The organism is Streptomyces sp. NPDC057877 (genome assembly GCF_042796855.1).
Lineage (GTDB): Bacteria > Actinomycetota > Actinomycetes > Streptomycetales > Streptomycetaceae > Streptomyces.
This window is the reverse complement of sequence record NZ_JBHVMS010000008.1, coordinates 240,737-266,959: the sequence shown is the minus strand read 5'-3', so window position 1 is coordinate 266,959 and position 26,223 is coordinate 240,737. Positions and strand designations below refer to the sequence as shown.

Here is a 26,223-nt window from a genome sequence, read left to right as displayed (position 1 = left end):
CCATGCTGAAGCCCGTCACCGACCCCGACGGCGCCCCCTTCTGGCGGTACGCCGCCCAGGGCGAGCTGCGCGTCCAGGCCTGCGCCGACTGCCGTGAACCGCGCTTTCCGCCGCGGCCCTGCTGTCCCCACTGCCAGTCCTTCCGCGGTGAGTGGCGGGCCGTGAGCGGGTACGGGCGTGTGTGGTCGTATGCCGTTCCGCATCCGCCGCTCCTTCCCGAGTACGCGGAGCTGGCGCCGTACATCGTCGTCGTCGTGGAGTTGGAGGACGCGCCCCGGATACGGCTCGTCGGCAACCTCGTCGGCGCGCCCGGGGCGCCGATCGGGTCGCCGCCGTCCGGGCGGGTGCGCATCGGGGCGCGGGTGCGGGCCGTGTTTCCCGAGGGCGGGCTGATGCAGTGGGTGCCGGAGCGGGCGTCGTGAGTGTGCGGGTCGGCGTCGACAAGGGGTCCGGGGTCGCCGTTCTCACCCTTGACCGGGCCGAGCGGCTCAACGCGATCGACCTGTCCACCGCTTCCGAACTCGCCGCCGCCTGGCGGGACTTCCGGTACGACGACACCGTGCGCGTCGTCGTCCTCACGGGGGCGGGAGAGCGGGCGTTCTGTTCCGGGATCGACCGGGACGTGGTCGTGCCGCAGCCCTCGTCGCCGTACATGGTCGACGATCCGCTGCTCGGGATCGGGCCGAAGGCGAACGGGCTGTGGAAGCCCGTCGTCGCCGCCGTGCGGGGGATCGCCTGTGGTGGGGCCTTCTATCTGCTCGGGGAGGCCGAGTTCGTCGTCGCCGATCCCAGCGCCGAGTTCTTCGACCCGCACACCACCTACGGGATGGTCAGCGCGTACGAGTCGATGCTGATGGCGGCGCGGATGCCGTACGGGGAGGCCGCCCGGATGGCGCTCATGGGGAACGCCGAGCGGATCGGGGCGGGGCGGGCCCTGGAGATCGGGCTGGTGTCCGAAGTCAGCGCGGCCGGGCGGGACTTGGACACCGCCGTCGAGCGGGCCGCCGTGATCGCCGGGTATCCCACCGAGGCCGTGCAGGGCACCGTGAGGGCGCTGTGGGCGGGGCGGGAGGCGGCGCTGGCGGCGCAGTTCGCGCAGGCGCCGCAGCTCATCGCGCTGGGGAACGTGCCGGGCGAGCGGCAGGCGGCGCTGTTCGCCGCCCGGCGCCCGCGGTTCCGTACGCGCTAGGTCAGGCGACCGCCGGGGCCAGTTGGTCGGCCTCGCAGTGGTCGACGTCGGCCGCCTCCGCCTCCGCGCTGCCCAGGTCCACCCGCACGGTGACCGTGTCGAGCGCGGGTACGTCGATGGCCTGGTGCTGGGAGATGATCCCGGAGTTCGCCGCGTCCTCGAAGGTGACGCTGACGGTGAAGACGCCGTCGGTGGCGTTGGGGTTGGTGACCTCGACGGTCGCGTACGGCTGTTCCGGCGTCGCGCAGGTCACCAGTTCCACGGTCGCGGCCTTGAGCGTCGCGGTGTCGCCGCCGCTTCCGGCGTCCGCGCCGCTGACGTCGAAGTCGTCATCGTCGTCGTCGTGCTTGCCACCCGACGACGAGCTGTCGTGGTCCTGGCCGGAGCTGCTGCAGCCGCCCCCGCCGTCGCCTCCGCCGCTGCCGCCGCTGCTGCGGCCCGTCGAGAACCCCGTCAGTGTGAGGACCACCAACGCCGACACCGCTGTGAGCCTGAGTGCGCTCCCCCGAATCTGCATGGCCCACACCCTAGCCAGCGGTCTGTCACGGGCATGTCACCGCATGGCGACCGGCCCGTACCCGGCGTAGCGTCAGGGAGGACGGCCGCCGTCTGGGCCCCTTCCGTACGCCGGTACGACGGCCGTCCCGCGCCCCGGTACGACGGCTGTTCAGCGCCGCGGTACGACGGCTGTTCAGCGCCCCGGTGCAACGGCTGTTCAGCGCCCCGGTGCAACGGCTGTTCAGCGCACCGGTGCACCGGCCGTCCCGCGACCGGTCAGCCGCGCGCCGTCCCCGTGCCCTTCTCCGCGTCCAGCGCGTACACGCAGCGGTCCTTGCTGCACGCGTACACGATGCCGTCCTTCACCACCGGGGCGCCGGTGATCTCGCCGCCGGTGGCGAGCTTCCAGCGCAGGCGGCCGTCGTCGGCCTTGAGGGTGTAGAGGAGGTGGTCGGTGGAGCCGAAGTGGATGCGGCCCTCGGCCACCGCGGGCGTGCCGACGATGTCGCCGCCCGCCTGGAAGCGCCACTTGGGCGTGCCCGTGACCGCGTCCAGGGTGTAGAGGCCGGTGCCGCTGCCGACGTGGACGTGGCCCGCGGCGACCAGCACCGGGTCGGTGGCGGCGCGGGACTCGGTGGCGATGCGCCAGCGGTCGCGGCCGTCGGTGGCGTCGAGGGCGTAGACGGTGCCGAGGTAGTCGGCGAGGTAGACGCCGCCGCCGGTGACCGCGGGGCCGGACACGAAGGTGGGCGGGCTGAGGAAGACCGCGGGGGCCTCGAAGTGCCAGCGGACGTGGCCGGTGGCGACGTCGGCGGCGATGACGCGGGTGCCCGCGCAGACGTAGACGTAGCCGTCGGGGGCGTGGGTGACCCGGACCGGCACTCCGCCGCAGGAGGCGGCGTCGCCGATCGGGTAGGACCAACGCTCGTCGCCGGTGCGGGCGTCCAGGGCGCGCAGCCGGGCGTCCTGCCAGACGTAGACCGTGCCGTCGTGCAGGGCGGGTCCGGCCTCCGGGGACTCGAAGTCGGTCTGGCAGCCGGTGACCTCCCACAGCTTCTGCCCGCTGGAGGCCTCCCAGGCCTGCACACCGCCGCCGCGGGTGCCGGTGAGGACGGTGCCCCGCTCGGCCTTGAGGGTGTACACCCAGGCGTCCGTGGACAGCCGCCACAGGTCGGTGCCCTCGCGGGCGTCCAGGGCGAACAGGGTGGGTCCGTCGGAGGCGTGGATACGGCCGTCCGCGACCGCCATCGACCAGGCCACGTCGCGGGTCTTGAAGCGGCGGCGGCCGGTCGCCACGTCCAGGGCGTGCACCTCGAAGGAGGTGACGTAGACGAGGTCGTCGGCGACGGCCGGGGTGCCCCAGACGTCGTTGGACATGCGGAACCGCCAGGGGCGCCAGCCGGTCGCCGCCGGGTCGTGGCCGGGCGTGGGCGCCGGGGCGGTGGCGGTGGCGGTGGCGGGTACGGCGGGGTCGGCGCCGTTGACGCCGGGGCGCGGCTTGGACCAGGAGGCGGCCAGGCCCGTCTCGGCCGGGGGTGCCGTGACGGCGGTGGCGCGGACGTCGGCGACGCGCGGTCCGGGGCCGATGGGCACGCGGGCCCCGGCCAGCCGGACCGGGCCGCCGTCGGGGGCGCCGACCGGGGCGGGGACGGGGGGTGCGGTGACCGGTGGGGCGGGGGGCGGCGCGGGGATGGGCGGGTCGTGCCGGGGCGGGGGCGGGACGTGCGGGCGACCGCCGCCGCTGCGGCCTCCGCCGTGGCCGTGACCGTGGTTGTGGGCGGGCTTGGGCGCGGGTGGGCGTCCGCCGCGGCGGGACTCGATCAGGCCGACCGCCTTCTCGGGCAGCCACGCCGACGCCGTACCGCTGTCGTCGGAGCCGGAGCCGAAGAGGTGGGGTGCGAGCTGGGCCTGGAGGTCGGCCGGGGTGGGGCGGGCCCCGGCCTCCATCTGCATACAGGACTCGATCAGCGGGCGCAGCTCGTCCGGGAGGCCCTCCAGGTCCGGGCCCTCGCGCAGCAGCATGAAGACCGTCTCGACCGGGTTGGCGCCGTGGAAGGGCGGGTGTCCGGTGGCGGCGAAGACGAGGGTGGAGCCGAGTGAGAAGACGTCGGAGGCGCCCGTCACGCTGCGGGAGTCCTTGGCCTGCTCGGGCGACATGTAGGCGGGGGTGCCGACGGCGACGTTCGTCATCGTCAGCCGGGTGTTGGAGACACCGGAGGCGATACCGAAGTCGATCACCCGGGGGCCGTCCTCGACGACGAGGACGTTGGACGGCTTGAGGTCGCGGTGGACCAGTCCGGCGCCGTGGATCGACTGGAGCGCCTCGGCGACGCCCGCCGCCAGCCAGCGCACCGCCTGGGCGGGCAGCGGCCCGCAGTCGTTCACTATCTCTTCCAGGGAGGGCGCGGGGACGTACGCGGTGGCCAGCCACGGGACCGCCGCGCGCGGGTCGGCGTCGACGACGGCCGCCGTGTAGAAGCCGGAGACCGCGCGGGCCGCCTCCACCTCGCGGGTGAAGCGGACGCGGAACAGCTGGTCCTCGGCCAGCTCGGTGCGGACCGTCTTGATCGCCACGCGCCGCCCGGACGCCGAGCGCGCGAGATAGACCAGCCCCATGCCGCCGGCGCCGAGCCGTCCCAGCACCTCGAACGGCCCGATCCGCCGCGGATCGTGCTGCGTCAGCTGATCCACCACTTGCCTGCCACCTCCCCGTACGAGCCGCCCTGTGCAGCGTCTCACCACCGCACCGCCATGGCGGCACGCACCCCGATTCTTCCTGTCCGGGGCGCAGGTTGCGAACCCGGTGACAAATGGGGTGTCTCACCCAGACAGCACCATACGGTGGCAGCTCATCGCTCCAGCACCGCGAACGACGCCCCCTGGTCGTCACTCGCCACGCCAACGGTCCCATACGAGGTGACGAAGGGGTCAGCCTGCACCCGCCCCCCGAGCCGCACCACGTCCGCCAGTGCCGCCGCGCAGTCCGCCACCCGGAAGTGGACCAGGAAGTGCGGCGGCATCTCGGCGGGGAAGACGTCGGTCAGCGGCGCGCGGCCGAAGTCGGGCTCGGCGTCCTGGCCGAACAGGGCGTCATGGAAGAGGCCGCCGTAGAAGGTGTTGGCGGCGGCGGTGTCGCGGGCGTACAGCTCCGCCCACGCGAAGGTGCCGGGTTGGTGGCGGCGGCCGAAGCCCTCGTGGCTGCCCGGCTGCCAGAGGCCGAAGACGGCGCCCTCGGGGTCGGTGGCGAGGGCGGCGGTGCCCAGGCCGCCGAGCGGCATCGGGTGCGTGACGACCTGCCCGCCCGCGGCGTGGATCCGCCGGGTCAGGGCACCGGCGTCGGGCGTCGCGAAGTACACCGTCCATACGGTGGGCAGCCTGCCGTCCGTCTTCTGGGCGAGCGCGGCCACCGGCTCCCCCTCGGCATACGCCCACACCGTGCCGCCGTACGACGCCTCGAAGGACCACCCGAAAAGCCCACCGTAGAACCGCTTGCCCGCCTCGACGTCGGCGAGCTGCGCGTCCACCCAGCAGGGGACGCCCTCCGGGTACCCACCCGGGTTCGCCTCGTCGGCGGCAGATGCCCTGTTTTCGGCCATGCTGTCAACGTAACGGCCCTGCGCGCACCCCGCCCACCAGGCGCACCACCCGTCGATCCCCGGTGCACCCCATTTGCACTCGGCCGAATCGCGCTCAGATCACCCCTCGGTAAGCTGACGGCATGACAGGACAAGTGCGTACCGTCGACGGCCGCGTGGCCGGTCGGCGTGGGCAGGCGACGCGGCAGAAGCTGCTCGACTGCCTCAGCGAGATGCTCAGCTCCTCTCCGTACCGCGACGTCAAAGTCATCGACGTCGCCCGCAAGGCGGGGACTTCGCCCGCGACCTTCTACCAGTACTTCCCGGACGTCGAGGGCGCCGTCCTGGAGATCGCCGAGCAAATGGCCACCGAGGGCGCCGGTTTGACCGAGGTCGTCCAGGGGCGCAGCTGGGTCGGCAAGGCAGGCTGGCAGACCGCGCAGGAACTGGTCGACGCCTTCCTGGAGTTCTGGCGGAAGAACGACGCCATCCTGCGCGTCGTGGACCTCGGCGCCGCCGAGGGGGACAAACGCTTCTACAAACTGCGGATGAAGATCCTGAACTCCGTGAACAACTCCCTCGCGGACGCGGTCGCCGAGTTGCAGTCCAAGGGCAGGGTCGACAAGGACGTGAACCCGGCGGCGATCGCCGGTTCCCTCGTCGCGATGCTGGCGGCCGTGGCCTCGCACCAGAAGGGGTTCACGTCGTGGGGCGTCAAGCAGGCGGAACTGAAGCCGAATCTGGCGTTGTTGGTGTATTTGGGGGTCACCGGCAAGAAGCCGACGAAGTAGCCGGAGGGTCCATCCGTCCTGTCCTGTCCCGCGGCATCACCGTCGTACCAGCCTGAACAGCCGGATCTCCCGCTCCACTCGCTCCTGGTACGCCGCGTACGGCGGCCAGAACTCCAGCACCGCCGCCCAGACCGCCGCACGCTCCTCCCCCGTCAGCAGCCGGGCCGTGACCGGGACGTCCGCACGCCGTCGGCTGATCTCGGCGTCCGGGTGGGCGATGAGGTTGGCGGTCCAGGCGGGGTGGCCGGGCCGTCCGAAGTTGGAGCCGACGAGGACCCAGCCGCCCTCCCAGGGCATGCAAGCAAGCGGTGTACGACGGGGCCGCCCGGTCCTGGCCCCGGTCGAGGTGAGCACGACCCCCGGCAGCAGCAACGCGCTGAGCAGCACTTTTCCCCGGGTAAGCCGGTGGACTCCGCGATCGAGGGCGGGAATGACGTACGGCGCGAGGCGCGCGAACCCCCGAGTGGCGGACACCCGCTGCACCAGCCGTAGGGCGATGGTCGTCACGCGGCCCCCTCGAACAGTCTCACCCGGTCGGCGGCATGCGCCCGCAGCCGGTGCACCGGGCCGAACAGCAGCTCGTCCCCGGCCGCCCGCTTGAAGTACAGGTGCGCGTCGTGCTCCCAGGTGAAGCCGAGCCCGCCGTGCAACTGGATGCCCTCGGCCGCGGCGGCGCGCAGCGCCTGGAGCGCCTGCGCCAGCGCGAGCCCGCCGATCCGCTCCCCGTGGGCCCCCGCCCAGGCCGCGTAGTACGCCGCCGAGCGCGCCGCCTGGAGCTGTACGTACACGTCGGCCAGCCGGTGCTTGACCGCCTGGAAGGACCCGATCGGCCGCCCGAACTGCTCACGCTGCCGCACGTGTTCGACCGTCAGTTCCAGCACCCGGTCGGCGGCGCCCACGGCCTCCGCGGCGAGGACGGCGGCGGCGGAGTCACCGACGGCGGCGAGGGGCGTCCCAGGGGTGGCCACGGGTTCCTCGCCGAGCATCTCGGCCGCCGTGTCCCGGAGTTGGACGCGGGCCTGGGGGCGGGTCACGTCGAGCGCGGTCCGCCGTGCCCGGACCACCCCGGGCGCACCCCCGTCCACCAGGAACAGCAGGACGCGCGAGCGGGCGTACCCGCCGGTGTGGGCGGCGACGACGAGCAGCCCGGCGCTGTGCCCGTCCAGCACCTGGTCGACCTGCCCGTAGAGCCGCCAGCCCCCGTCCACCCGCCGCGCCTGTACGCCCCCGGCGCGTCCCCCGCCCGCCCAGTCGGTGCCGTCGTTGTCGCCGGTGAGGGCGAGGGCGGTGGCCAGGGCGTGGCCCGGTACGGCGAGGGCGGCGGTGAGCGACCCGGAGGCGAGGCGCGGCAACAGCTCGGCGCGCTGGGCGTCGGTGCCGAGGGCGTGGACGAGGGGCGCGGCGAGGACGCCGGTGGCGAGCAGGGGCGAGGGGGCGAGCGCCCGGCCGGTCTCCTCACAGGCGAGGGCCAGCTCGGTCGACGTACACCCGGCGCCGCCGTACGCCTCCGGCAGGGCGAGGCCGGGCAGACCGAGGCCCTCGGCGAGGGTGGCCCAGAGGGAGGGGTCGTATCCGGCGGGGTCGTCCACGGCGGCCCGCACGTCCTTCGCCGAGCACCGCTCGCGCAGCAGCTCGCGGAGGGTGCGGCGGATGTCCTGCTGCTCGGGGGTGAGCTGGGCGTCCATGGCTGGCCTGCCTTCGAATGATCTGACGGTCTGTCATATTAGGCGCGGTGGGCGGCGATTTCGAGAGTGCGGCGGACGCGTATCTGATGTACCGTCAGTTTTCATGGCGCACGCCCGGAGGAAGGTCGCCGTCGTCGGGACAGCACTCTCCGACTGCGGCCGTGTCGACGACGCCACCCCGTACACGCTGCACGCCCAGGCCGCCCGCCGTGCCCTCGCCGACGCGGGCCTGGACCGCTCGCTCGTCGACGGGCTCGGGTCGGCGGGCACCGGCACCCTCGCCCCCGTCGAGATCGCCGACCACCTTGGCCTGCGCCCCACCTGGGTCGACTCCACCTCGGTCGGCGGCGCCACCTGGGAGGTCATGGCCGCCCACGCGGCCGACGCGATCGCCGCGGGGCACGCGAACGTGGTCCTGCTGGCCTACGGCTCCACCGCCCGCGCGGACGTGAAGGCGGGCCGTCGCGGCGGTACGTACGACTTCGGGGGGCGGGGTCCGGCGCAGTTCGAGGTGCCGTACGGGCACACGCTGATCGCGAAGTACGCGATGGCCGCGCGCCGCCACATGATCGAGTACGGCACGAGCACCGAGCAGTTGGCTCGGGTGGCGGTGCAGGCACGGGCGAACGCCGCGCTGAACCCCGAGGCGATGTTCCGCACCCCGATCACGGTCGACGACGTCCTGTCCGGCCCGCTGATCGCCGACCCCTTCACCAAGCTGCACTGCTGTCTGCGCTCCGACGGCGGGGCGGCGGTGCTGCTGGCGGCCGAGGAGTACGTACGGGACTGCCGTACCCGCCCCGTGTGGGTGCTCGGCACCGGTGAGCACGTCTCCCACGCGGCGCTCTCCTCCTGGCCCGACTTCACGGTGTCCCCGGCCGCGGTGAGCGGACGGCTCGCCTTCGCCCGGGCCGGGGTGCGGCCCGCGGAGATGGACTTCGCGCAGATCTACGACGCGTTCACCTACATGACCCTGGTGACGCTGGAGGACCTCGGCTTCTGCGGGAAGGGCGAGGGCGGGGCGTTCGTGGGGGAAGGGCGGCTGCTGGTACGCGGCGGGGAACTGCCGGTGAACACGGACGGGGGCGGGCTTTCGGCCCAGCATCCCGGGATGCGGGGGCTGTTTCTGCTGGTGGAGGCGGTACGGCAGCTACGCGGGGAGGCCGGGGAGCGGCAGGTGCGGACGGCGGGGGGCGGGGTGCCGCGGATGGGGGTGGCCTCGGGGACGGGGGGATGGTTCTGCTCCTCGGGGACGGTGGTGTTGGGGGCGGGGTGACGGGACGCTGAGGCTGGGGGACGGGGGCCGAGGCTGGGTGACGGCACGCTGAGCCTGGGGGACGGGGGCCGAGGCTGGGTGACGGCACGCTGAGCCTGGGGGACGGGGGCCGAGGCTGGGTGACGGGGGCCGACCGGGCGGCCGGAAGAATCGTGGGCGGGCATGTCGAGAACCGCCGTCCGGCTCCGTCCCCGGGGTGAACGCGACCACAATGGGTCCCACCAGTACCGAGGAGTACGACCATGGCCAAGTACCTGCTGCTCAAGCACTACCGCGGCGCTCCGGCGGCGGCGAACGACGTCCCCATGGAGCAGTGGACCCCGGAGGAGATCTCGGCGCACGTGCGGTACATGAACGACTTCGCGGCCCGGTTGGAGAACACCGGCGAGTTCGTCGACAGTCAGGCGCTCGCGCCCGGGGGGATGTGGGTCCGGTACGACGGTGTGGGGCGCCCGCCGGTCACCGACGGTCCGTTCGCCGAGACCAAGGACGTCATCGCGGGCTGGATGGTGATCGACGTCGACAGCGAGGAGCGCGCCGTGGAGCTGGCCGGGGAGCTGTCGGCCGCCCCGGGTGCGGGCGGCAAGCCGATTTACGAGTGGCTGGAGGTGCGCCCGTTCCTGACGGCGACCTCCACGACCACGGACTGCGCGTTCAAATGACCCCTCGGGCGTCTCAGCTGCCCCAGATGGACGAGGCCCTGCTCAGGAGCCTCACGCCGAGCGTGCTCGCCGTCCTCGTCCGCCGCGGAGCCGACTTCGCGGCGGCCGAGGACGCCGTACAGGACGCGCTGGTCGAGGCGCTCCGCGTATGGCCCGCCGACCCGCCGCGGGACGCGAAGGGCTGGCTGGTCACGGTGGCCTGGCGGAAGTTCCTCGACCAGGCCCGCTCGGAGGCGGCCCGCCGCCGACGGGAGGACCGCGTCGAGGAGGAGCCGACACCCGGCCCGGCTCCGGCGGTCGACGACACCCTCCAGCTCTACTTCCTGTGCGCGCACCCCTCACTGACGCCGTCGTCCGCCGTCGCGCTCACGCTGCGCGCGGTGGGCGGGCTCACCACCCGCCAGATCGCCCAGGCCTGCCTGGTGCCGGAGGCGACGATGGCGCAACGCATCAGCCGCGCCAAGCGCACCGTCTCCGACGTCCGCTTCGACCAGCCCGGCGACGTGGCCACCGTTCTGCGCGTCCTCTACCTGATCTTCAACGAGGGCTACTCCGGCGACGTCGACCTCGCCGCCGAGGCCATCCGGCTCACCCGGCAGCTCGCGGCCGTCATCGACCATCCCGAGGTGGCGGGTCTGCTCGCGCTCATGCTCATCCACCACGCCCGGCGCGCCGCCCGCACCGCGCCCGACGGCAGCCTGGTGCCGCTGGCCGAGCAGGACCGGGGCCGCTGGGACACCGGGTCGATCGCCGAGGGCATCGGCATCCTCCAGACGGCCCTCGCCCGCGACCGGCTCGGCGAGTTCCAGGCCCAGGCCGCCATCGCCGCCCTGCACGCGGACGCGCCCACCGCCGAGGAGACCGACTGGGTGCAGATCGTGGAGTGGTACGACGAACTCACCCGCCTGACCGACAGCCCCGTGGTCCGGCTCAACCGCGCGGTGGCGGTCGGCGAGGCCGACGGACCACGTGCGGGTCTCGCGGCGCTGGCAGCGGTGGACGGGACCCTGCCCCGCCACACCGCGGTCGCGGCCTACCTCCACGAGCGCGACGGCAACCTGGAGACAGCGGCCCGCCTGTACGCCGAGGCCGCCCAGCAGGCCCCCAACCTCCCCGAACGCCACCACCTGACGCGCCAGGCGGCTCGACTCAACGCCCGCCGGAACGGCCGGTGACGGGCGGCCTCGGACAATCGACGCATGGAAACGGATCTGCATGAGCTGCTGAGGTCCCTGCGGGTGTGGTCCCCGGAGGTCACCGAACTCCGCCCCTTCGACCCGACCACCGCGCCCCCGACCCCCCTCCCCCTCTTCACCACGTGGTTCGCGGAAGCGGTCGCGGCCGGACAGACCGAGCCGCACACCATGTCCCTGGCCACCTCGGACGAGTCGGGCCTCCCCGACGTACGAACGGTGATGCTCCACGGCGCCGACCCCGACGGCTGGTCCTTCGCCACCCACGCCACCAGCACCAAGGGCCGCCAGCTCGCCACCCGCCCCTACGCCGCCCTCGGCTTCTACTGGCCCACCCTCGGCCGCCAGGTCCGCGTCCGGGGCCCGGTCACCGCCGCCCCGGCCGAGGAAGGCGCCGCCGACCTCCACGCCCGCTCCACCGGAGCCCTCGCAGCCGCCCTCACCGGCCACCAGAGCGAGATCCTCCCCTCCTACGCCGACCTGGAAGCCGCCTCCCGAGCCGCCTGGGACCGCGCCCGGCGCGAACCCGGCGCCCCCGTCCCTACCTGGACGCTGTACCGGGTGCGGGCGGACGAGGTGGAGTTCTTCCAGGGGGACGGGGAGCGGCGGCACGTGCGGCTGCGGTACCGGAGGGAGGGGGGCGGGGCTTGGGCGCGGGAGTTGCTGTGGCCGTGACGCCGTAGGCCGGTCGGTGGGTCAGAGGTTCACCGGCGGGTCCGTCGCCAGTCGGGCGTGCAGGTGGACGTCCCGGAACGCGTCCCGGTTCTCCGCCTCCCACATCGCGCCGCGCAGGGTTCCCTCGTACGGGAATCCGCAGCGCTCGGCGATGCGGCAGGACGCGTCGTGGGCGAGGGCGTGGCCCAGTTCGAGGCGGTGGAGGCCCAGGTCGGTGAGGGCCCAGTGGGCGGTGAGGGCGAGGGCGCGGGTGGCGACGCGGTGGCCGCGGGCCTCGGGGAGGGTCCAGTAGCCGACTCGGGCGACACGCATGGCCTGGTTGATGTCGTTGACGCCGATGTGCCCCAGCGTCGTACCCGTCACCGCGTCCGTGATGCGGAAGGACACGCCCGTGCCCTCCGCCGCGTGTTCCGCCTTCGCGCGCAGGGAGGCGCGGGCGGCGTCGAGGTCCGTCACCGGGTGGAAGGGGGTGTTCCAGCGCCGGAACTCCGGGTCTGCCAGCCCGCGCAGCCAGTCCGCCACGTCGGCGTCGGAGTCCGCGTCCCAACGGCACAGGCGAAGGCCTTGGCCGTGCGGGTCGGGGTGGGGGTGCGGGCGGGACGGGGCGACTATGCGGTGGGCCATCCGGCCATTGAAGCGTCTTCGCGGCGCGGCTTCACGTCGATCGCGGTGGGGGTGCTGGGTGAGGAGATGGAGGAGGGGGTGGAGGAGGAGTTGCAGAAGGGGGTGGAGGAGGAGTTGGAGGAGGGGGTGGGCGGTCGGGGCGGAACACCGGGGTTCCGTCGCGGAAGGCGACCGTCAGGTGCATTCCGGCCTGTAGGTCGGCGGGGGCGCAGTCGATGATCTCCGTCGCCATCCGGGGGCCCTCCGCCAGGTCGACCACCGCGGCGATGTACGGCGTGCGCGTCGTGAAGGGTGGGAGGTCGTTGCGGTGGACGACGGACCAGGTGTAGAGGGTGGCCCGGCCACTCGCGTCCCGCCAGGTCAGGGCGTCGTCGCCCCAGCAGTACGGGCAGAACTCGCGGGGGTGGTGATGCGCGCGGCGGCAGGTGCCGCAGTGTCTGAGCAAGAGGCGTCCTCGCGCTGCCGCGTCCCAGTAGGTGCGGGTGAAGGCGTCGGGCTCCGGGATGTCGTGGCGGGGGGTGGTGTGCCCCCGGCGCGGCTCCGTCATAGGAACCATCCCAGCGCGCTGTCCAGTGACCAGGTCTGCCAGGACATGCCGAAGAACGCCACCGTCGAGATCAGCGCCATCATCAGGTTCTGCCCCTGCTCGGCCACGTCGTGGATCATGAGGGTCAGGTAGAGGAGGTTCAGCAGCAGGCCGCCGAGCAGGGCGATCGGGGTGAGGAAGCCGCTGATCAGGCCCAGGCCCAGGGCCAGTTCCGCGGAGACCACGGTGTACGCCATCACCCGCGGGCGGGGGGTCACGACGCGCTCGAAGCCCGAACGGACCGCGCCCCAGCGGTGCTTCGCCGCGATCTCCCCGGCCCACACGATTCCGCTCCCCCGCTCGAACCAGGCCCCCCGGTCCTTGTGCCGCCAGCTCTCCAGCCACCACAGACCGAGCCCGATACGCAGCACGGCGAGCCATTCGGCGCCGGTGAGCCAGATCGTGTCCACGGGGGTGTCCATGGAATATCTCTATAGCTGACGGAGCGTCAGATGAGTAGGCCCCGCACCTCTTCACGGGGCACTCAAGCGCAAGCATCCGCACATCACCCACACACCCGTGATCGATCCGCAACCAATTCCGGTCTTGACCGAGACCCATGAACACGGCATGGGATTACGCTCGCGCCCATGGCCGACTCCCCCGCACCCCACCCCGCAGACCGTCCCGTGTATGTCATAGGCGGCGGCCCGGGTGGACTCTCCGTCGCCTACGCGCTGCGCGCACAGGGAATCCGCGCGGTCGTCCTGGAGAAGTCCGACCGGGTGGGCGCGTCCTGGCGCGGGCACTACGACCGGCTGCGGCTGCACACCACCCGTCGGCTGTCCGCCCTGCCCGGCCTGCCGATGCCGCGCCGCTTCGGCCGCTGGGTCGCCCGCGACGACGTGGTCCGCTACCTGGAGAAGTACGCCGAGCACCACGAGCTGGAGATCGTCACCGGTGTCGAGGTGTCCCGCGTCGAGCGGTCGCCCGACGGCACCGGCTGGCTGCTGCACGCCACCGGCGGCCGGGAGCTGACGGGCGGCGCGGTGGTCGTCGCCACCGGCTACAACCACACCCCCCGCCTCCCCGACTGGCCCGGCCGCGACACCTACACCGGCGACCTCGTGCACGCCGCCCACTACCGCAACGCCAAGCCCTACGCGGGCCGTGACGTGCTGGTCGTCGGCGTCGGCAACACGGGCGCGGAGATCGCCGTCGACCTGGTGGAGGGCGGGGCGTCCCGGGTACGGCTGGCCGTCCGCACCACGCCGCACATCGTCCGCCGCTCCACCGCCGGATGGGCCGCCCAGTACACCGCCGTGCTCATCCGGCGCCTCCCGGTCCGCCTGGTCGACCGGCTCGCCCGCCCGGTGGCGCGCATCAGCGTGCCCGACCTCTCGGCGCAGGGTCTGCCCCGGCCCGACACCGGCCTCTACAGCCGGGTCCGTGAGGGCTCGATCCCCGTGCAGGACGTCGGTCTCGTCGACGCGGTGCGCACCGGGCGGGTCGAGGTCGTCGCCGCCGTCGAGGGGTTCGAGGACGGCAAGGTCGTCCTCGCCGACGGCGACCGCGTCGCCCCGGACGCCGTCATCGCGGCCACCGGCTATGTCCGCGCGCTGGAGGACCTGGTCGGTCACCTCGGCGTCCTCGGCGCCCGCGGCCGACCCGTCGTCCACGGCTCCCGCACCCACCGCGACGCCCCCGGCCTGTACTTCACCGGCTTCACCAACCCCATCAGCGGCATGCTCCGTGAGATGGCCATCGACGCGGAGAAGATAGCCAAGGCCGTCGCGAGGCGGATGGAGGGGAAGGTCTCCCGGGTTCTGGGGTGAGGTCCGCGGTTCGCGCGTGCCGGGGTCTCGCGGTTCGCACACACCGGGGTCTCGCCGTTCGCGCACACCGGGGTCTCGCGGTTCGCGCACGCCGAGGTCTCGCCGTTCGCACACGCCGAGGTCTCGCCGTTCGCGCACACCGAGGTCTCGCGGTTCGCGCACACCGGGTACCGATCCGGCGGCGGTGGGGTGCTGTCCGTCATGCGCGCCCGCCTGGGCGCCGTCGGGCAGTCGCGCACCCCGGGATGTCATCCGCCCGTCGCACACGCCAAGCCACCGCCCACGATTCTGCCGCCGCGCCTGTTCCTGACCTCTCGTCAGTTCAGTAATCTGACACTGCGTCAGTTATTGCTGAGCTGTTGGCTGTTGTTGGCTGTCACACAGGAGCGGGCGGACCGATGCTTGGATCAACCCACGGCACCCTCACCACCGACTCCCGCCGGGCCCGCGCCATCGCCTGCGGTGAGCGTCACCCCGGAAACGCGGTCCACGGCCGGACGGCCGACGTGGGCGACCTCGACGTCAGCGGGCGCCCGCTCTACGCCGACGTCCCCGATCTGGACCGCTTCTTCCGCCCCGCGTCCGTCGCCGTGATCGGCGCCTCGGACGCCGAGGGCCGCCCCCACACCGGTATCACCCGGCAACTCCTCACCTGGGCCGAGCGGGTGGGCGCCCGGCTGCACCCGGTGCACCCCGAGCGGCCCTCCGTCTTCGGCATCCCCTGCCTCCCTTCCGTCTCCGAACTGCCCGAACCGGTCGATCTGGCCGTACTGCTGGTCGCCGACCCCCTTCCGGTCGTCGAGGAACTCGCCGAGGCCAAGGCGCGCTTCGCGGTGGTCTTCGCCTCCGGGTTCGCGGAGACGGGCGCGGAGGGCGCCGCCGCGCAGGACCGGCTCGCCGCCGCCGTCGAGCGGTCCGGGCTGCGGCTGCTCGGCCCGAACACCAACCTCAACGCCTTCGAGCGCTTCCGCGACGACCTCACCGGCCCGGCGATCGCCCTGATCACCCAGTCCGGCCACCAGGGCCGCCCCGTCTTCGCCCTCCAGGAACTGGGCGTCCGCCTGTCCCACTGGGCGCCGACCGGCAACGAGGCCGACCTGGAGACCGCCGACTTCCTGTCCTACTTCGCCGAACGCCCCGAGGTCGGCGCCATCGCGGCCTATGTCGAAGGCCTCAAGGACGGCCGCGCCTTCCTGCTCGCCGCCGACCGCGCCGCCCGCCGCAAGGTGCCCGTCGTCGCGGTCAAGGTCGGCCGCACCGAGACCGGCGCCCGCACGGCCGCCTCACACACCGGCAAGCTGACCGGCGCGGACGCGGTGGTGGACGCGGCGATGCGGCAGTACGGCGTGATCCGCGTCGACGGCCTGGACGAACTCCAGGACACCGCCGCCCTGCTGGCCAGGGCCCGCCCGCCGAGCGCCCAAGGGGTCGCCGTCTATTCGATCTCGGGCGGCACCGGCGCCCACGTCGCCGACCTGGCCACCGCGGCGGGCCTCGCACTGCCGACGCTCTCCGCGGCCAAGCAGGCCGAGCTGCACCAGTGGATCCCCGGGTATCTGAGCGTGGCGAACCCGGTCGACAACGGCGGTCATCCGGTGGGCGACCAGCGCGGCCGTAAGATCATCGACGCGCTGCTGGCCGACCCCGCGGTGGGGGTGCTGATCTGCCCGGTCACGGGGCCCTTCCCGCCGCTGTCCGACCGGTTGGTGCGGGACCTGGTCGACGCGGCCGAGGAGACCGACAAGCTGGTCTGTGTGGTGTGGGGTTCGCCGGTCGGTACCGAGCCCGCCTACCGCGAGGTCCTGCTCGGCTCCTCCCGCGTGGCCACCTTCCGCACCGTCGGCAACTGCCTCACCGCCGTCCGCGCCTACCTCGACCACCACCGCTTCGTCCGCGACTACCGCTCCCCCTTCGACGAGGCCCCCCGCTCCCCCTCGCCCTCCTATCGCAAGGCGCGCGAGCTGATGCGCCCGGGCCAGCAGCTCAGCGAGCACGCGGCGAAGCAACTGCTGCGCGCGTACGGCATAAGGGTGCCGCGTGAGCAGCTGGTGACCAGCGCGGCGGCGGCCGTGCGCGCGGCCGGGCTGGTGGGCTACCCGGTGGTGATGAAGGCCTCCGGCGCGCACCTCGCCCACAAGACCGAGCTGGGCCTGGTGAAGACGGGGCTGACCTCCGCCGCCCAGGTCCGCGACGCCTACCGGGAGCTGACCGACATCGCCCGCTGCGAGGACGTCCCGCTGGACGGCGTACTGGTCTGCCAGATGGTGGAGCAGGGCGTCGAGATGGTCGTCGGCGTCACCCACGACGACCTCTTCGGGCCGACCGTCACCGCCGGGCTCGGCGGCGTCCTCGTCGAGGTGCTGCGGGACACGGCGGTGTGCGTGCCGCCCTTCGGTGAGGAGCAGGTCCGGGACATGCTCGCCGGGCTGCGCTGCCGCGCCCTCCTCGACGGTGTGCGCGGTCGGCCGCCCGCCGATCTGGACGCGCTCGTGGAAGTCGTCCTGCGGGTCCAGCGCATGGCCCTGGAGCTGGGCGGCGACCTCGCGGAACTCGACATCAACCCGCTGATGGTGCTGCCCAGGGGACAGGGAGCCGTGGCGCTGGACGCGCTGGCGGTGTGCCGCTGAGATGAACATGTCGCATTCCCCCCGGATACCAACAAGCCAAGCAGATCCCACGACTCGTACCGAGCCGGGCGAACCCGCTGATTCATTGGTACAGCACACCACTGACAATCACGTCTCCCGCATCACCCTCAACCGCCCCGAATCCCTCAACGCCATCACCCCTGACCAGCGCGAACGCCTCATCCACCTGCTCTCCGACGCCTCCGCCGACCCCGGCGTCCGCGCCGTCGTCCTCACCGGAACCGGCCGCGGCTTCTGCGCGGGCGCGGATCTGCGCGCAGGCACCCGCCCGGCCGGGGAGCGCGTCGCCGGTGACGTCGCCCGCACCCTCCGCCTCGGCGCCCAGCGCCTGGTCTCGGCCGTCCTCGACTGCGAGAAGCCGGTGATCGCCGCGGTGAACGGCACGGCAGCGGGCCTCGGCGCGCATCTCGCCCTCGCCTGCGATCTGGTCCTGGCCGCCGAATCGGCCCGGTTCATCGAGGTGTTCGTCCGCCGCGGCCTCGTCCCCGACGGTGGCGGCGCCTTCCTCCTACCCCGGCTCATCGGCCCCCACCGCGCCAAGGAGCTGATGTTCTTCGGCGACGCCCTCACCGCCGCCGATGCCGCCCGTCTGGGCCTCGTCAACCGGGTCGTCCCGGACGCCGAACTGCCCTCGGCGGCCGACGAGTGGGCCACCCGCCTGGCCACCGCCCCCACCCGCACCCTCGCCCTCACCAAGCAGCTCGTCAACGCCTCCCTCGACTCCGACCGCCCCACCGCCTTCGCCGCCGAGGCCGCGGCCCAGGAGATCAACATGACGACCGACGACGCCCGGGAGGGCCTGAAGGCCTTCGCGGAGCGGCGCGACCCGCGCTTCGAAGGGCGCTGAGCCCCACGCCCTCACTGAGCCACACGCCGCCACTGAGCCACGCGCCCTCGCTGAGCCACACGCCTTCACTGAGCCACACGCCCTCGCTGAGCCACGCGCCCTCACCGAGCCACACACCTTCCCATCTGACGACCCGTCAGTTTCAATAAGGAGCGTGATGGGACAAGCAGGAACAGCGGAAGCCGCCGTCCGCTACCTCAGGTCCGGCCAGGGGCCCGGCCTCCCCCAGCCCGTGGAGCCGCTGCCGCCCCCGGACCTGCGCTGCGTCGGCGCCGACGAACGCGCCCCGGTCGACCAGACCGAGTTCCGCCGCGTCCTGGGGAACTTCGCCACCGGCGTGACGGTGGTGACGGCACCGGCCACCCCCGGCACCGACGACCCAGCGGCGCCCCCTACCGACGCCCCCGCCGGTTTCGCCTGCCAGTCCTTCTCCTCCCTCTCCCTCGACCCGCCCCTCGTCGCCTTCATGGTCGGCCGCACGTCGACGACATGGCCGCGGATCGCCCGCGCGGGCGTCTTCTGCGTGAACGTCCTGGCCGCTCACCAGGCCGACCTGTGCCGGGCCTTCGCGGCGCGCGGCGGGGACAAGTTCGCGGGGGTGGCGTACGACGCCGCGCCCGTCTCCGGGTCACCGCGCCTCGCGGGCGCGCTCGCGTGGGTCGACTGCGCGATCCACGCGGTCCACACGGGCGGGGATCACCTCGTCGTCGTGGGCCGGGTGACCGCGCTCGGCGCTCCGGACCCGGACGGACCGCCGCTCGTCTTCCACCGGGGCCGGTTCACGCAGCCGCCACCCCGGTAGGAGCCGCGGGCTTCCGGCGCTGGATCACCAGCGCCATCAGGGCCGCCGCGGCGCACAGGGCGCCGGACGCGTACCAGACGACGTCGTACGACCCGAAGACGTCCCTTGCCGCGCCGCCCAGCCAGGCCACCAGCGCGGCGCCGACCTGGTGGGAGGCGAGGACCCAGCCGAAGACGATGGCGGAGTCCTCGCCGTAGTGCTCGCGGCACAGGGCCATGGTCGGCGGGACGGTGGCGACCCAGTCGAGGCCGTAGAAGACGATGAAGAAGATCATCGGGGGGTGCACGCTGGGCGCGAGCAGGATCGGCAGGAAAAGCAGCGAGATGCCGCGCAGGGCGTAGTACGTCGCCAGGAGGCGGCGGGCGTCGAAGCGGTCCGTGAACCAGCCGGAGGCCACGGTGCCGACCACGTCGAAGACCCCGATGACGGCGAGCAGCGAGGCCGCGGCCGTGATCGGCATGCCGTGGTCGTGCGCGGCGGGCACGAAGTGGGTCTGGATCAGGCCGTTGGTGGACGCCCCGCAGATCGCGAAGGTGCCCGCGAGCAGCCAGAAGGGGCCGGTGCGCGCCGCCGACAGCAGCACCGTCACGGCGCGGCGGGCGGCGCCCGGCACGGGTTCCGGCTTGGGCACGAACTCCTTCGCGCCGTACGGCTTCTGGCCGATGTCGGCCGGGTGGTCCCGCAGCAGCAGCCAGACGAAGGGCACGACGGCGAGGGCGGCGAGCGACACCGTCACGGCCGCCGGACGCCAGTCGCGCGTCTCGACGATCCAGGACAGCACGGGGAGGAAGATCAGCTGTCCGGAGGCGGAGGCCGCGGTGAGGATGCCGGTGACCAGGCCGCGCCGTTCGGTGAACCAGCGGTTGGTGACCGTCGCCGCGAAGGCCAGCGCCATCGAGCCGCTGCCGAGGCCGACCAGCAGGCCCCAGCACAGCATCAGCTGCCAGGCCGACGTCATCCACACCGTGGTGCCCGAGCCGATGGCGATCACGGTCAGCGCGACGGCGACCACGCGCCGGATGCCGAAGCGGTCCATCAGCGCGGCGGCGAAGGGCGCGGTCAGCCCGTACAGCGCGAGGTTGACCGAGACGGCCGCGCCGATCGTGCCGCGTGACCAGCCGAACTCCTGGTGCAGCGGGTCGATCAGAAGTCCGGGCAGGGAGCGGAAGGCGGCGGCGCCGATGATCGTCACGAAGGTGACGGCGGCGACGAACCAGGCCCAATGGACGCGGGGGGACTTCGGCTTCTCGCCGCCCTTGTCGCTCAGGACGGTCGCATCGGTTGTCTGGGTCACGTCATCCAGCTTCGGTTCTGCGCTCGTCCCGATCGAGTGGCCCGAGGGACAGCATTCGTTAGGATCGGGCCATGGATACGGCCGACCAGCACCCCGCGCGAGCGCACCGCGTCGTCGTCCTCGCGCTCGACGGCCTGCTCCCCTTCGAGCTGGGCATCCCGCACCGCATCTTCGGCCGCCCCCGGGACGCGTCCGGGCGCCACCTGTACGAGGTCGTCACCTGCTCGATCCGCCCGCCGGGCCCCGTCGAGACCGACGCCGACTTCGCCATCCACGTCGCACACGGCCCCGAGGCCCTCGCCACCGCGGACACGGTCATCGTCCCGGCGTCGTACGAACTCGGACCGGTCTACGAGGACGGCGTGCCGACCCCCGAACTGGCCGCCGCCCTCGCCCGCATCCGCCCCGGCACCCGCCTCGCCTCCATCTGCACCGGCGTGTACGTCCTGGCCGTCGCCGGTTACCTGGACGGCCGCCCCGCGACCACGCACTGGGCGGACGCCGACCGCTTCCAACGGATCTTCCCGCGCGTGCGGGTCGACCCCGACGTGCTGTTCATCGACGACGGCGACGTCCTCACGTCGGCGGGCGTCGCCGCCGGGATCGACCTGTGCCTGCACATGGTGCGCCGCGACCACGGCTCGGCCGTCGCCAACGAGGTGGCCCGCCGTACGGTCGTACCGCCGCACCGCGACGGCGGGCAGGCGCAGTACATCGAGCGGCCGGTGCCCGACCCCCAGTCCGCCACCACGACCGCCGCACGCGCGTGGGCGCTCGGCCGCCTGGGCGAACCGATCCAGCTGCGGGACATGGCCGCGCGGGAGTCCATGTCGGTACGGACCTTCACCCGCCGCTTCCGCGAGGAGGTCGGCGTCAGCCCCGGCCAGTGGCTCACCCAGCAGCGCGTGGAGCGGGCGCGGCACCTGCTGGAGTCCTCCGACCTGTCCGTGGACCAGGTGGCCCGCGAGGCGGGCTTCGGGACGGCCCAGTCGATGCGCCAGCACCTCCAGGCGGCCCTCGGCGTCACCCCGACCGCCTATCGGCGCACGTTCCGCTCCTCCGGCGTCGGGACCCCCTCCGGCGTCAGAACGTGACCACCGCCCGCGCCACCCGCCCCGCGCGCGCGTCCGTCACCGCCTTATCGAAGTCCGCGACCGGGTACGTCCGGGTCACCAGCTCGTCCAGCAGCAGCCGCCCCTGCCGGTACAGCTCGGCGTACAGGGCGATGTCGTGCTGGGGGCGCGAGGAGCCGTAGCGGCAGCCCAGGATGGACTTGTCCAGGTACATGGACGAGACCCGGAAGGACGCCTCCGCGTCGGCCGGGGGGACGCCGAGGAGGACCGCCTGTCCATGGCGGTCGAGCAGGTCGACGGCCTGCCGGACCAGCTCGACCCGGCCCACGCACTCGAAGGCGTGGTCCGCGCCCGTGGGCAGGATGTCCCGCACCCCGTCCGCCGAGGTCAGGAAGTGGGTGGCGCCGAAGGCCAGGGCGGCGTCCTCCTTGGCCGGGTCGGCGTCCACGGCGACGATCCTCAGCGCCCCCGCCAGCCGCGCCCCCTGGACGACGTTGAGCCCGATCCCGCCGACGCCGATCACCACGACGCTGTCCCCGCGCCCGACCCGCGCCCGGTTCAGCACGGCCCCGACGCCGGTCAGCACCCCGCAGCCGATCAGCGCGGCGGACGGCAGCGGAATGTCGTCCGGGACCCGCACCGCCTGCACGGCCCGCACGACGGTCCGTTCCGCGAACGCCGAGTTGGACGCGAACTGGTACACCGGCCGCCCCGCCCGCGCGAACGGCCTGCCCGGCCGTCCGATGGCCCGCCTGCACATCGTCGGCCGCCCCCGGTCGCAGTCGGCGCAGGTGCCGCAGTTGGCCAGCGTGGACAGGGCCACGTGGTCGCCGGGGCGCACATGGGTGACACCGGCGCCGACCGCCTCCACCACCCCCGCCCCCTCATGCCCCAGCACCACCGGCACCGGGAACGGAATCGTCCCGTCCACCACCGACAGATCGCTGTGGCACAGCCCCGGCGCCGCGATCGCGACCCGCACCTCGCCGGGCCCCGGCTCCCGCACCTCCAGGTCGTCCACGACCCGGACCCGCTCACCGTCGTAGATCACGCCTCGCATCACACGGCCCCCTTGGGCTCGCTGGGCAGGCCGAGCACCCGCTCGGCGATGATCGTGCGCTGGACCTGGTCCGAACCGCCGTAGATCGTGTCCGCGCGGGAGAACAGGAACAGGTGCTGCGCCGCGTCGAGTGCGTACGGCGCCGCAGCCGACCAGTCGGCCGGTCCCGCGCTCCCCGCCGCGCCCCGCACCCGCACCGCGAGTTCCCCGAGCCGCTGGTGCCAGCCACCCCACAGCAGCTTCGCCACGCTCGCCGCCCCGGCGTCGGGCGCCCCGCCCAGCGTCCGCAGCGCGTTCCACCGCATCACCCGCAGCTCCGCCCACAGTCGTACGAGCCCTTCGCGTACGACGGGATCGTCCGCGGCGCCGGTCCGCACGGCCTCGCCCACCACGCGCGCCAACTCGCCCGCGAAGCCGACCTGCTGGGCCAGCGTCGACACCCCGCGCTCGAAGCCGAGCAGGCTCATCGCGACCCGCCAGCCCGCCCCCTCGCCGCCGACGACGTGCTCCACGCGCGCGTGGGCGCCGTCGAAGAAGACCTCGTTGAAGTCGCTGGTGCCCGTCAGCTGACGGATCGGGCGGACCTCTATACGGCCCGGCTGGTCCATGTCGACCAGCAGGAAGCTCAGTCCGTGGTGGCGCCGCGAGCCGGGCTCCGTACGGGCCAGCACGAAGCACCAGTCGGCCTCGTGGGCGAGCGAGGTCCAGATCTTGTGACCGGTGACCCGGTAGCCGCCGTCCCGCGCGGGTTCGGCCTTCGTACGCACCGCGGCGAGATCGGAGCCCGCCCCCGGTTCGCTGTACCCCTGGCACCACAGCTCGTCCCCGGCGGCGACCGGCGGCAGGAAGCGCGCCTTCTGCTCGTGCGTGCCGTGCGCGATCAGGGTCGGCGCGAGCAGCTTCTCCCCGATGTGCCCGGACCGCGCGGGCGCGCCCGAGCGGGCGTACTCCTCGGCCCACACCACCTGCTGGGTGAGCGTCCCGGTCCGGTTCCCGTACCCACCCTCGGCCCACCCGAGGCCGATCCACCCGGCCTTCCCGAGGGTCCGTTCCCAGCCCCGCCGATCCCCCGCCCCTTCGACATGCGCCGAGAGCCACACCCGCACTTCGGCACGGAACTCGTCGTCCTCGCCATCAAACCCAAAGTCCACGGAGGGCCTCCTCTCATCGCAGGCCGCGGCACCCGACCTCAGGGGCGCGGGGAACCGCGCGACCAGCCACGGCGAACCCGCAGCCGCCCCACGGCAGATCACCCCGATTCATTAGGCCCCCGTCCCAACAACGGCATCGGATCCACCCCCACCGTCCCCGGCAGACACTCCGCGACCCGCTCCGGCGTCCAGCCCGCCCCCTCCGCGTACACCGCCCGCGACTCCCGCGGCTGCGCCCACACCGCGATCTTCGCCCCGGCGACCGTGTAGACCTGCCCGGTCACGGACACCGCCCGACCGGACAGCAGATAGACCACCAGCGCGGCGACGTCCTCGGGCTCACCGATCTCGGTCAGCCCTCCGGGAACCTTCGCCGACATCCGCGTACGCGCCACCGGCGCCACCGCGTTCGCGGTCACCCCGTACTTGTGCAGCCCCAGCGCCGCGCTGCGCACCAGCGAGATGACGCCACCCTTCGCGGCGCTGTAGTTGGCCTGCGAGACCGAGCCCTGGTGGTTGCCGCTGGTGAAGCCGATCAGCGTGCCGGAGCGCTGCTGCCGCATCACCGCGGAGGCCGCGCGGAACACGGTGAACGTGCCCTTGAGGTGGGTGGCGAGGACGGCGTCCCACTCCTCCTCGGTCATGTTGAACAGCATCCGCTCCCGCAGGATCCCGGCGACGCACACCGCCCCGTCGAGCCGCCCGTACGACTCCAGCGCCGCGTCGACGACGCGCTGTCCGCCCGCCATGGTGGACACGTCGTCGGCGACGGCGACCGCGTCCCCTCCGGCCGCCTGGATCTCCTTGACGACGGCGGCGGCGACCTCGCTGCTCGGCGCGGCCCCGTCGACGGAGACCCCGTAGTCGGCGACGACGACCCGCGCGCCCTCGGTGGCCGCCGCGAGCGCGACCGCCCGGCCGATGCCGCGTCCGGCGCCCGTCACGGCGACGACCTTGTCTGCCAGGAAGTTCCCCACGCCCGGCCCCTTCCCGCGTTATCTGACGGCCCGTTAGATTTCTACTCCGGATTCTACGACCCGTCAGATACGCGGAGACAAGCCCCGGGGAGGCACCGATGTCACTGCCGGACGCGTTCCACGAGATCGCCAAGCGGGTGAACAACTGGGGGCGCTGGGGGCCCGATGACGAGATCGGCACCCTGAACCTCATCACCGACGAGGTGGTGCGCGAGGCCGCCGCCTGGGTGCGCACGGGGCGGCGCGTCCCGCTCGCCCTGCCGCTGGAGCAGAACGGCGTGCAGACGGGGGTGATCCCGGGGCGGGTCAACCCGCTGCACACCATGGTGCAGATCAACCAGGAGCTGTTCGGGCCGGGCACGGTGGCGTGCAGCGACGACGTCGTGACGATGGGCCTCCAGGCGGCCACCCACTGGGACGCGCTGACCCATGTCTCGCACTCCGGCAGGCTCTACAACGGCCGCCCGGCGGACACCGTCACCGCGCACGGCGGCGCCGCCTTCGGCGGTATCGACAAGGCGCGGCACATCGTCTCGCGCGGGGTGCTCCTCGACGTGGCACGCGCGCGTGGCGTCGACCGGCTGGACGGCGGGCACGCCGTGACGCCGGAGGACCTGGACGCCGCCGAGGAGTTCGCCGGGGTGCGGGTGCGCGCCGGGGACGTCGTGCTGGTGCGGACGGGGCAGATGCGGGTCCTGCTCGCGGGGGACAGGCACGGGTACGCGCATCCGTCGCCGGGACTGTCGGTGCGTACGCCGGAGTGGTTCCACGCGCGCGATGTGGCGGCGGTCGCCAATGACACGTTGACCTTCGAGGTCTTCCCGCCGGAGATCGACGGCCTGTGGCTGGGCGTGCACGCGCTGGACCTGGTGGAGATGGGGATGCTCCAGGGCCAGAACTGGAATCTGGAGGAGTTGTCCACAGCCTGTGGAGAAACGGGCCGCCACGCGTTCCTGCTGTCAGCGATGCCGGAGCCGTTCGTCGGGGGGACGGGCACACCGGTGGCGCCGGTCGCGGTTCTCTGAACGTGGGGGCTCCGGTTGGCGGCGCGGCTCGCCCGCCCCGAGCACGGCATGCGCGCCGCCATCCGGCTCGGCGTACCCGCCCCGTGCTTCCCCTGGGCCCTGAGGGAACCGACGCCGACTCACGACCCACACTCGTCGAGGGCTCCCGTCACCGGAACCCTCGTCGTCCCCTCGCGGCGAATCGCTGCCCATAAGCGTGATCAAACGGACACGTCACGTCAACACCCGTCCGAGGTTTTGTTACTGCGCCCTCTTTACAGCGCACGCGCACAGAAGCACACCCGGGCGCACAGCGTCACACAGCCTCGTAGGCCAGCCCCCCGTACCCCTCGTACGTCGGGAGCGCGCCGCCCGCGCAGGCCGCCGCGCGCTCATCGGCCTCGGAACAGCGGTCCAGCTCGCACCAGATGCGTTTGCCCGCGCCCTCGGGACACCAGCCCCAGCGGTCGGCCAGCCCGTCGACGAGCGCGAGCCCCCGGCCGCCGGTCTCGTCGCCGTCGACCCAGCGGGGCACCGGCGCGCGGGTGCTGGAGTCGGCCACCTCCAGGCGGACGGTGGCCGACTCGGCGACCGTCTCGGGCAGCGACAGCCGCAGGACGGCCGGACAGCCGGTGTGCACCACGGCGTTGGTGACCAGTTCGGAGACGATCAGGATCAGGGTCTCGGCCAGCGGCTCGTCGGCCTCTATGCCCGACCCGGTGAGCCGCGAACGGGCCCACCGCCGGGCGCGCCCCACTTCAGCGGGGTCGGGCCGGATCTCCAGCTGCACTTGAAGCACCTGCACCGCTCACACCGTCCGAACCGATGGACACTGAGG

The 26,223-nt window shown here is 73.3% G+C and carries 26 protein-coding genes; 13 read left to right on the top strand and 13 right to left on the bottom strand.

What is annotated here, in order from left to right; genetic code table 11:
- Positions 1 to 2: 2 nt before the first annotated feature.
- Positions 3 to 422 (top strand): Zn-ribbon domain-containing OB-fold protein, encoded by a 420-nt coding sequence (locus ACFVQG_RS25450; RefSeq protein WP_383387655.1) that lies wholly within the window; start codon positions 3 to 5, stop codon positions 420 to 422.
- Positions 419 to 1,189: an enoyl-CoA hydratase/isomerase family protein gene (locus ACFVQG_RS25445; protein WP_383387653.1), complete on the top strand. Its 771-nt coding sequence runs from the start codon at positions 419 to 421 to the stop codon at positions 1,187 to 1,189. The genes ACFVQG_RS25450 and ACFVQG_RS25445 overlap by 4 nt, the downstream gene beginning before the upstream one ends.
- A gap of 1 nt (position 1,190) precedes the next feature.
- On the opposite strand, the gene ACFVQG_RS25440 is transcribed toward ACFVQG_RS25445, so the two are convergent.
- The 3 genes from ACFVQG_RS25440 to ACFVQG_RS25430 form a co-directional block, all read right to left on the bottom strand.
- Positions 1,191 to 1,706: a hypothetical protein gene (locus ACFVQG_RS25440; protein ID WP_383387651.1), complete on the bottom strand. Its 516-nt coding sequence runs from the start codon at positions 1,704 to 1,706 to the stop codon at positions 1,191 to 1,193.
- Between the two features lie 257 nt (positions 1,707 to 1,963).
- The gene (locus ACFVQG_RS25435; protein ID WP_383387649.1) at positions 1,964 to 4,381 is read right to left on the bottom strand and encodes a PQQ-binding-like beta-propeller repeat protein; all 2,418 of its coding nucleotides are present in this window, start codon (positions 4,379 to 4,381) and stop codon (positions 1,964 to 1,966) included.
- Positions 4,382 to 4,536: 155 nt separating this feature from the next.
- Positions 4,537 to 5,283, bottom strand: a complete 747-nt coding sequence (locus tag ACFVQG_RS25430; protein ID WP_383387647.1) for a VOC family protein — start codon at positions 5,281 to 5,283, stop codon at positions 4,537 to 4,539.
- A 122-nt stretch (positions 5,284 to 5,405) separates the two neighbouring features.
- Here ACFVQG_RS25430 and ACFVQG_RS25425 point away from each other — a divergent pair, with 122 nt between their 5' ends.
- Positions 5,406 to 6,053: a TetR family transcriptional regulator gene (locus tag ACFVQG_RS25425; RefSeq protein WP_383387645.1), complete on the top strand. Its 648-nt coding sequence runs from the start codon at positions 5,406 to 5,408 to the stop codon at positions 6,051 to 6,053.
- 36 nt (positions 6,054 to 6,089) lie between these two features.
- Here ACFVQG_RS25425 and ACFVQG_RS25420 read toward each other — a convergent pair whose 3' ends face one another.
- Both ACFVQG_RS25420 and ACFVQG_RS25415 read right to left on the bottom strand, forming a co-directional pair.
- Positions 6,090 to 6,560, bottom strand: a complete 471-nt coding sequence (locus ACFVQG_RS25420) for a nitroreductase family deazaflavin-dependent oxidoreductase (RefSeq protein ID WP_383387643.1) — start codon at positions 6,558 to 6,560, stop codon at positions 6,090 to 6,092.
- On the bottom strand, positions 6,557 to 7,738 hold the full coding sequence (locus ACFVQG_RS25415; RefSeq protein WP_383387640.1) for an acyl-CoA dehydrogenase family protein: 1,182 nt from the start codon (positions 7,736 to 7,738) through the stop codon (positions 6,557 to 6,559). The genes ACFVQG_RS25420 and ACFVQG_RS25415 overlap by 4 nt, the downstream gene beginning before the upstream one ends.
- Positions 7,739 to 7,841: 103 nt before the next feature.
- Between ACFVQG_RS25415 and ACFVQG_RS25410 the strand changes: the two genes are divergently transcribed.
- From ACFVQG_RS25410 to ACFVQG_RS25395, 4 genes are all read left to right on the top strand, one after another.
- A complete protein-coding gene (locus ACFVQG_RS25410; RefSeq protein ID WP_383387638.1) occupies positions 7,842 to 9,014 on the top strand; it encodes an acetyl-CoA acetyltransferase in 1,173 nt (390 codons plus the stop codon).
- 242 nt (positions 9,015 to 9,256) lie between these two features.
- Positions 9,257 to 9,676, top strand: coding sequence for a YciI family protein (locus tag ACFVQG_RS25405; protein WP_383387636.1), 420 nt, complete (start codon positions 9,257 to 9,259; stop codon positions 9,674 to 9,676).
- A gap of 26 nt (positions 9,677 to 9,702) precedes the next feature.
- Positions 9,703 to 10,851: an RNA polymerase sigma factor gene (locus tag ACFVQG_RS25400; RefSeq protein WP_383387634.1), complete on the top strand. Its 1,149-nt coding sequence runs from the start codon at positions 9,703 to 9,705 to the stop codon at positions 10,849 to 10,851.
- 24 nt (positions 10,852 to 10,875) lie between these two features.
- Positions 10,876 to 11,544: a pyridoxal 5'-phosphate synthase gene (locus tag ACFVQG_RS25395; RefSeq protein WP_383387632.1), complete on the top strand. Its 669-nt coding sequence runs from the start codon at positions 10,876 to 10,878 to the stop codon at positions 11,542 to 11,544.
- Positions 11,545 to 11,565: 21 nt separating this feature from the next.
- Here ACFVQG_RS25395 and ACFVQG_RS25390 read toward each other — a convergent pair whose 3' ends face one another.
- The 3 genes from ACFVQG_RS25390 to ACFVQG_RS25380 are packed head-to-tail and all read right to left on the bottom strand — an operon-like array spanning position 11,566 to position 13,164.
- Entirely contained in the window at positions 11,566 to 12,168 is a 603-nt protein-coding gene (locus ACFVQG_RS25390; RefSeq protein WP_383387631.1) for a GNAT family N-acetyltransferase, read from the bottom strand.
- A 31-nt stretch (positions 12,169 to 12,199) separates the two neighbouring features.
- Positions 12,200 to 12,715: a Zn-ribbon domain-containing OB-fold protein gene (locus ACFVQG_RS25385; protein ID WP_383387630.1), complete on the bottom strand. Its 516-nt coding sequence runs from the start codon at positions 12,713 to 12,715 to the stop codon at positions 12,200 to 12,202.
- Entirely contained in the window at positions 12,712 to 13,164 is a 453-nt protein-coding gene (locus ACFVQG_RS25380; RefSeq protein ID WP_383388092.1) for a DoxX family protein, read from the bottom strand. Before ACFVQG_RS25380 ends, ACFVQG_RS25385 begins: the two co-directional genes overlap by 4 nt.
- 180 nt (positions 13,165 to 13,344) lie before the next feature.
- On the opposite strand from ACFVQG_RS25380, the gene ACFVQG_RS25375 reads away from it, so the two are divergent.
- The 4 genes from ACFVQG_RS25375 (at position 13,345) to ACFVQG_RS25360 (ending at position 18,826) form a co-directional block, all read left to right on the top strand.
- Positions 13,345 to 14,529: a flavin-containing monooxygenase gene (locus tag ACFVQG_RS25375; protein WP_383387628.1), complete on the top strand. Its 1,185-nt coding sequence runs from the start codon at positions 13,345 to 13,347 to the stop codon at positions 14,527 to 14,529.
- 398 nt (positions 14,530 to 14,927) lie between these two features.
- Positions 14,928 to 17,156 carry an acetate--CoA ligase family protein gene (locus tag ACFVQG_RS25370; RefSeq protein WP_383387626.1) on the top strand — a complete coding sequence of 743 codons (2,229 nt, stop codon included), beginning with the start codon at positions 14,928 to 14,930 and terminating at the stop codon, positions 17,154 to 17,156.
- 85 nt (positions 17,157 to 17,241) lie between these two features.
- On the top strand, positions 17,242 to 18,024 hold the full coding sequence (locus tag ACFVQG_RS25365) for an enoyl-CoA hydratase/isomerase family protein (RefSeq protein WP_383387624.1): 783 nt from the start codon (positions 17,242 to 17,244) through the stop codon (positions 18,022 to 18,024).
- A 157-nt stretch (positions 18,025 to 18,181) separates the two neighbouring features.
- Positions 18,182 to 18,826 (top strand): flavin reductase family protein, encoded by a 645-nt coding sequence (locus tag ACFVQG_RS25360; protein WP_383387622.1) that lies wholly within the window; start codon positions 18,182 to 18,184, stop codon positions 18,824 to 18,826.
- On the opposite strand, the gene ACFVQG_RS25355 is transcribed toward ACFVQG_RS25360, so the two are convergent.
- Complete coding sequence (locus ACFVQG_RS25355) at positions 18,804 to 20,120, bottom strand: MFS transporter (protein ID WP_383387620.1); 1,317 nt, start codon at positions 20,118 to 20,120, stop codon at positions 18,804 to 18,806. The two genes, ACFVQG_RS25360 and ACFVQG_RS25355, sit on opposite strands and share 23 nt — an antisense overlap.
- Before the next feature lie 71 nt (positions 20,121 to 20,191).
- Between ACFVQG_RS25355 and ACFVQG_RS25350 the strand changes: the two genes are divergently transcribed.
- Positions 20,192 to 21,214 carry a GlxA family transcriptional regulator gene (locus ACFVQG_RS25350; RefSeq protein ID WP_383387617.1) on the top strand — a complete coding sequence of 341 codons (1,023 nt, stop codon included), beginning with the start codon at positions 20,192 to 20,194 and terminating at the stop codon, positions 21,212 to 21,214.
- Here ACFVQG_RS25350 and ACFVQG_RS25345 read toward each other — a convergent pair.
- The 3 genes from ACFVQG_RS25345 to ACFVQG_RS25335 all read right to left on the bottom strand — a co-directional run bounded on the left by ACFVQG_RS25345 (position 21,204) and on the right by ACFVQG_RS25335 (position 24,381).
- Entirely contained in the window at positions 21,204 to 22,253 is a 1,050-nt protein-coding gene (locus ACFVQG_RS25345; protein ID WP_383387616.1) for an alcohol dehydrogenase catalytic domain-containing protein, read from the bottom strand. The two genes, ACFVQG_RS25350 and ACFVQG_RS25345, sit on opposite strands and share 11 nt — an antisense overlap.
- Positions 22,253 to 23,404 carry an acyl-CoA dehydrogenase family protein gene (locus ACFVQG_RS25340; protein WP_383387614.1) on the bottom strand — a complete coding sequence of 384 codons (1,152 nt, stop codon included), beginning with the start codon at positions 23,402 to 23,404 and terminating at the stop codon, positions 22,253 to 22,255. The genes ACFVQG_RS25345 and ACFVQG_RS25340 overlap by 1 nt, the downstream gene beginning before the upstream one ends.
- A 98-nt stretch (positions 23,405 to 23,502) precedes the next feature.
- Positions 23,503 to 24,381 (bottom strand): SDR family NAD(P)-dependent oxidoreductase, encoded by an 879-nt coding sequence (locus tag ACFVQG_RS25335; RefSeq protein WP_383387612.1) that lies wholly within the window; start codon positions 24,379 to 24,381, stop codon positions 23,503 to 23,505.
- Positions 24,382 to 24,479: 98 nt separating this feature from the next.
- Between ACFVQG_RS25335 and ACFVQG_RS25330 the strand changes: the two genes are divergently transcribed.
- Positions 24,480 to 25,406, top strand: coding sequence for a cyclase family protein (locus ACFVQG_RS25330; RefSeq protein WP_383387610.1), 927 nt, complete (start codon positions 24,480 to 24,482; stop codon positions 25,404 to 25,406).
- Positions 25,407 to 25,701: 295 nt separating this feature from the next.
- On the opposite strand, the gene ACFVQG_RS25325 is transcribed toward ACFVQG_RS25330, so the two are convergent.
- A complete protein-coding gene (locus ACFVQG_RS25325; protein ID WP_383387608.1) occupies positions 25,702 to 26,175 on the bottom strand; it encodes an ATP-binding protein in 474 nt (157 codons plus the stop codon).
- Positions 26,176 to 26,223: the final 48 nt, after the last annotated feature.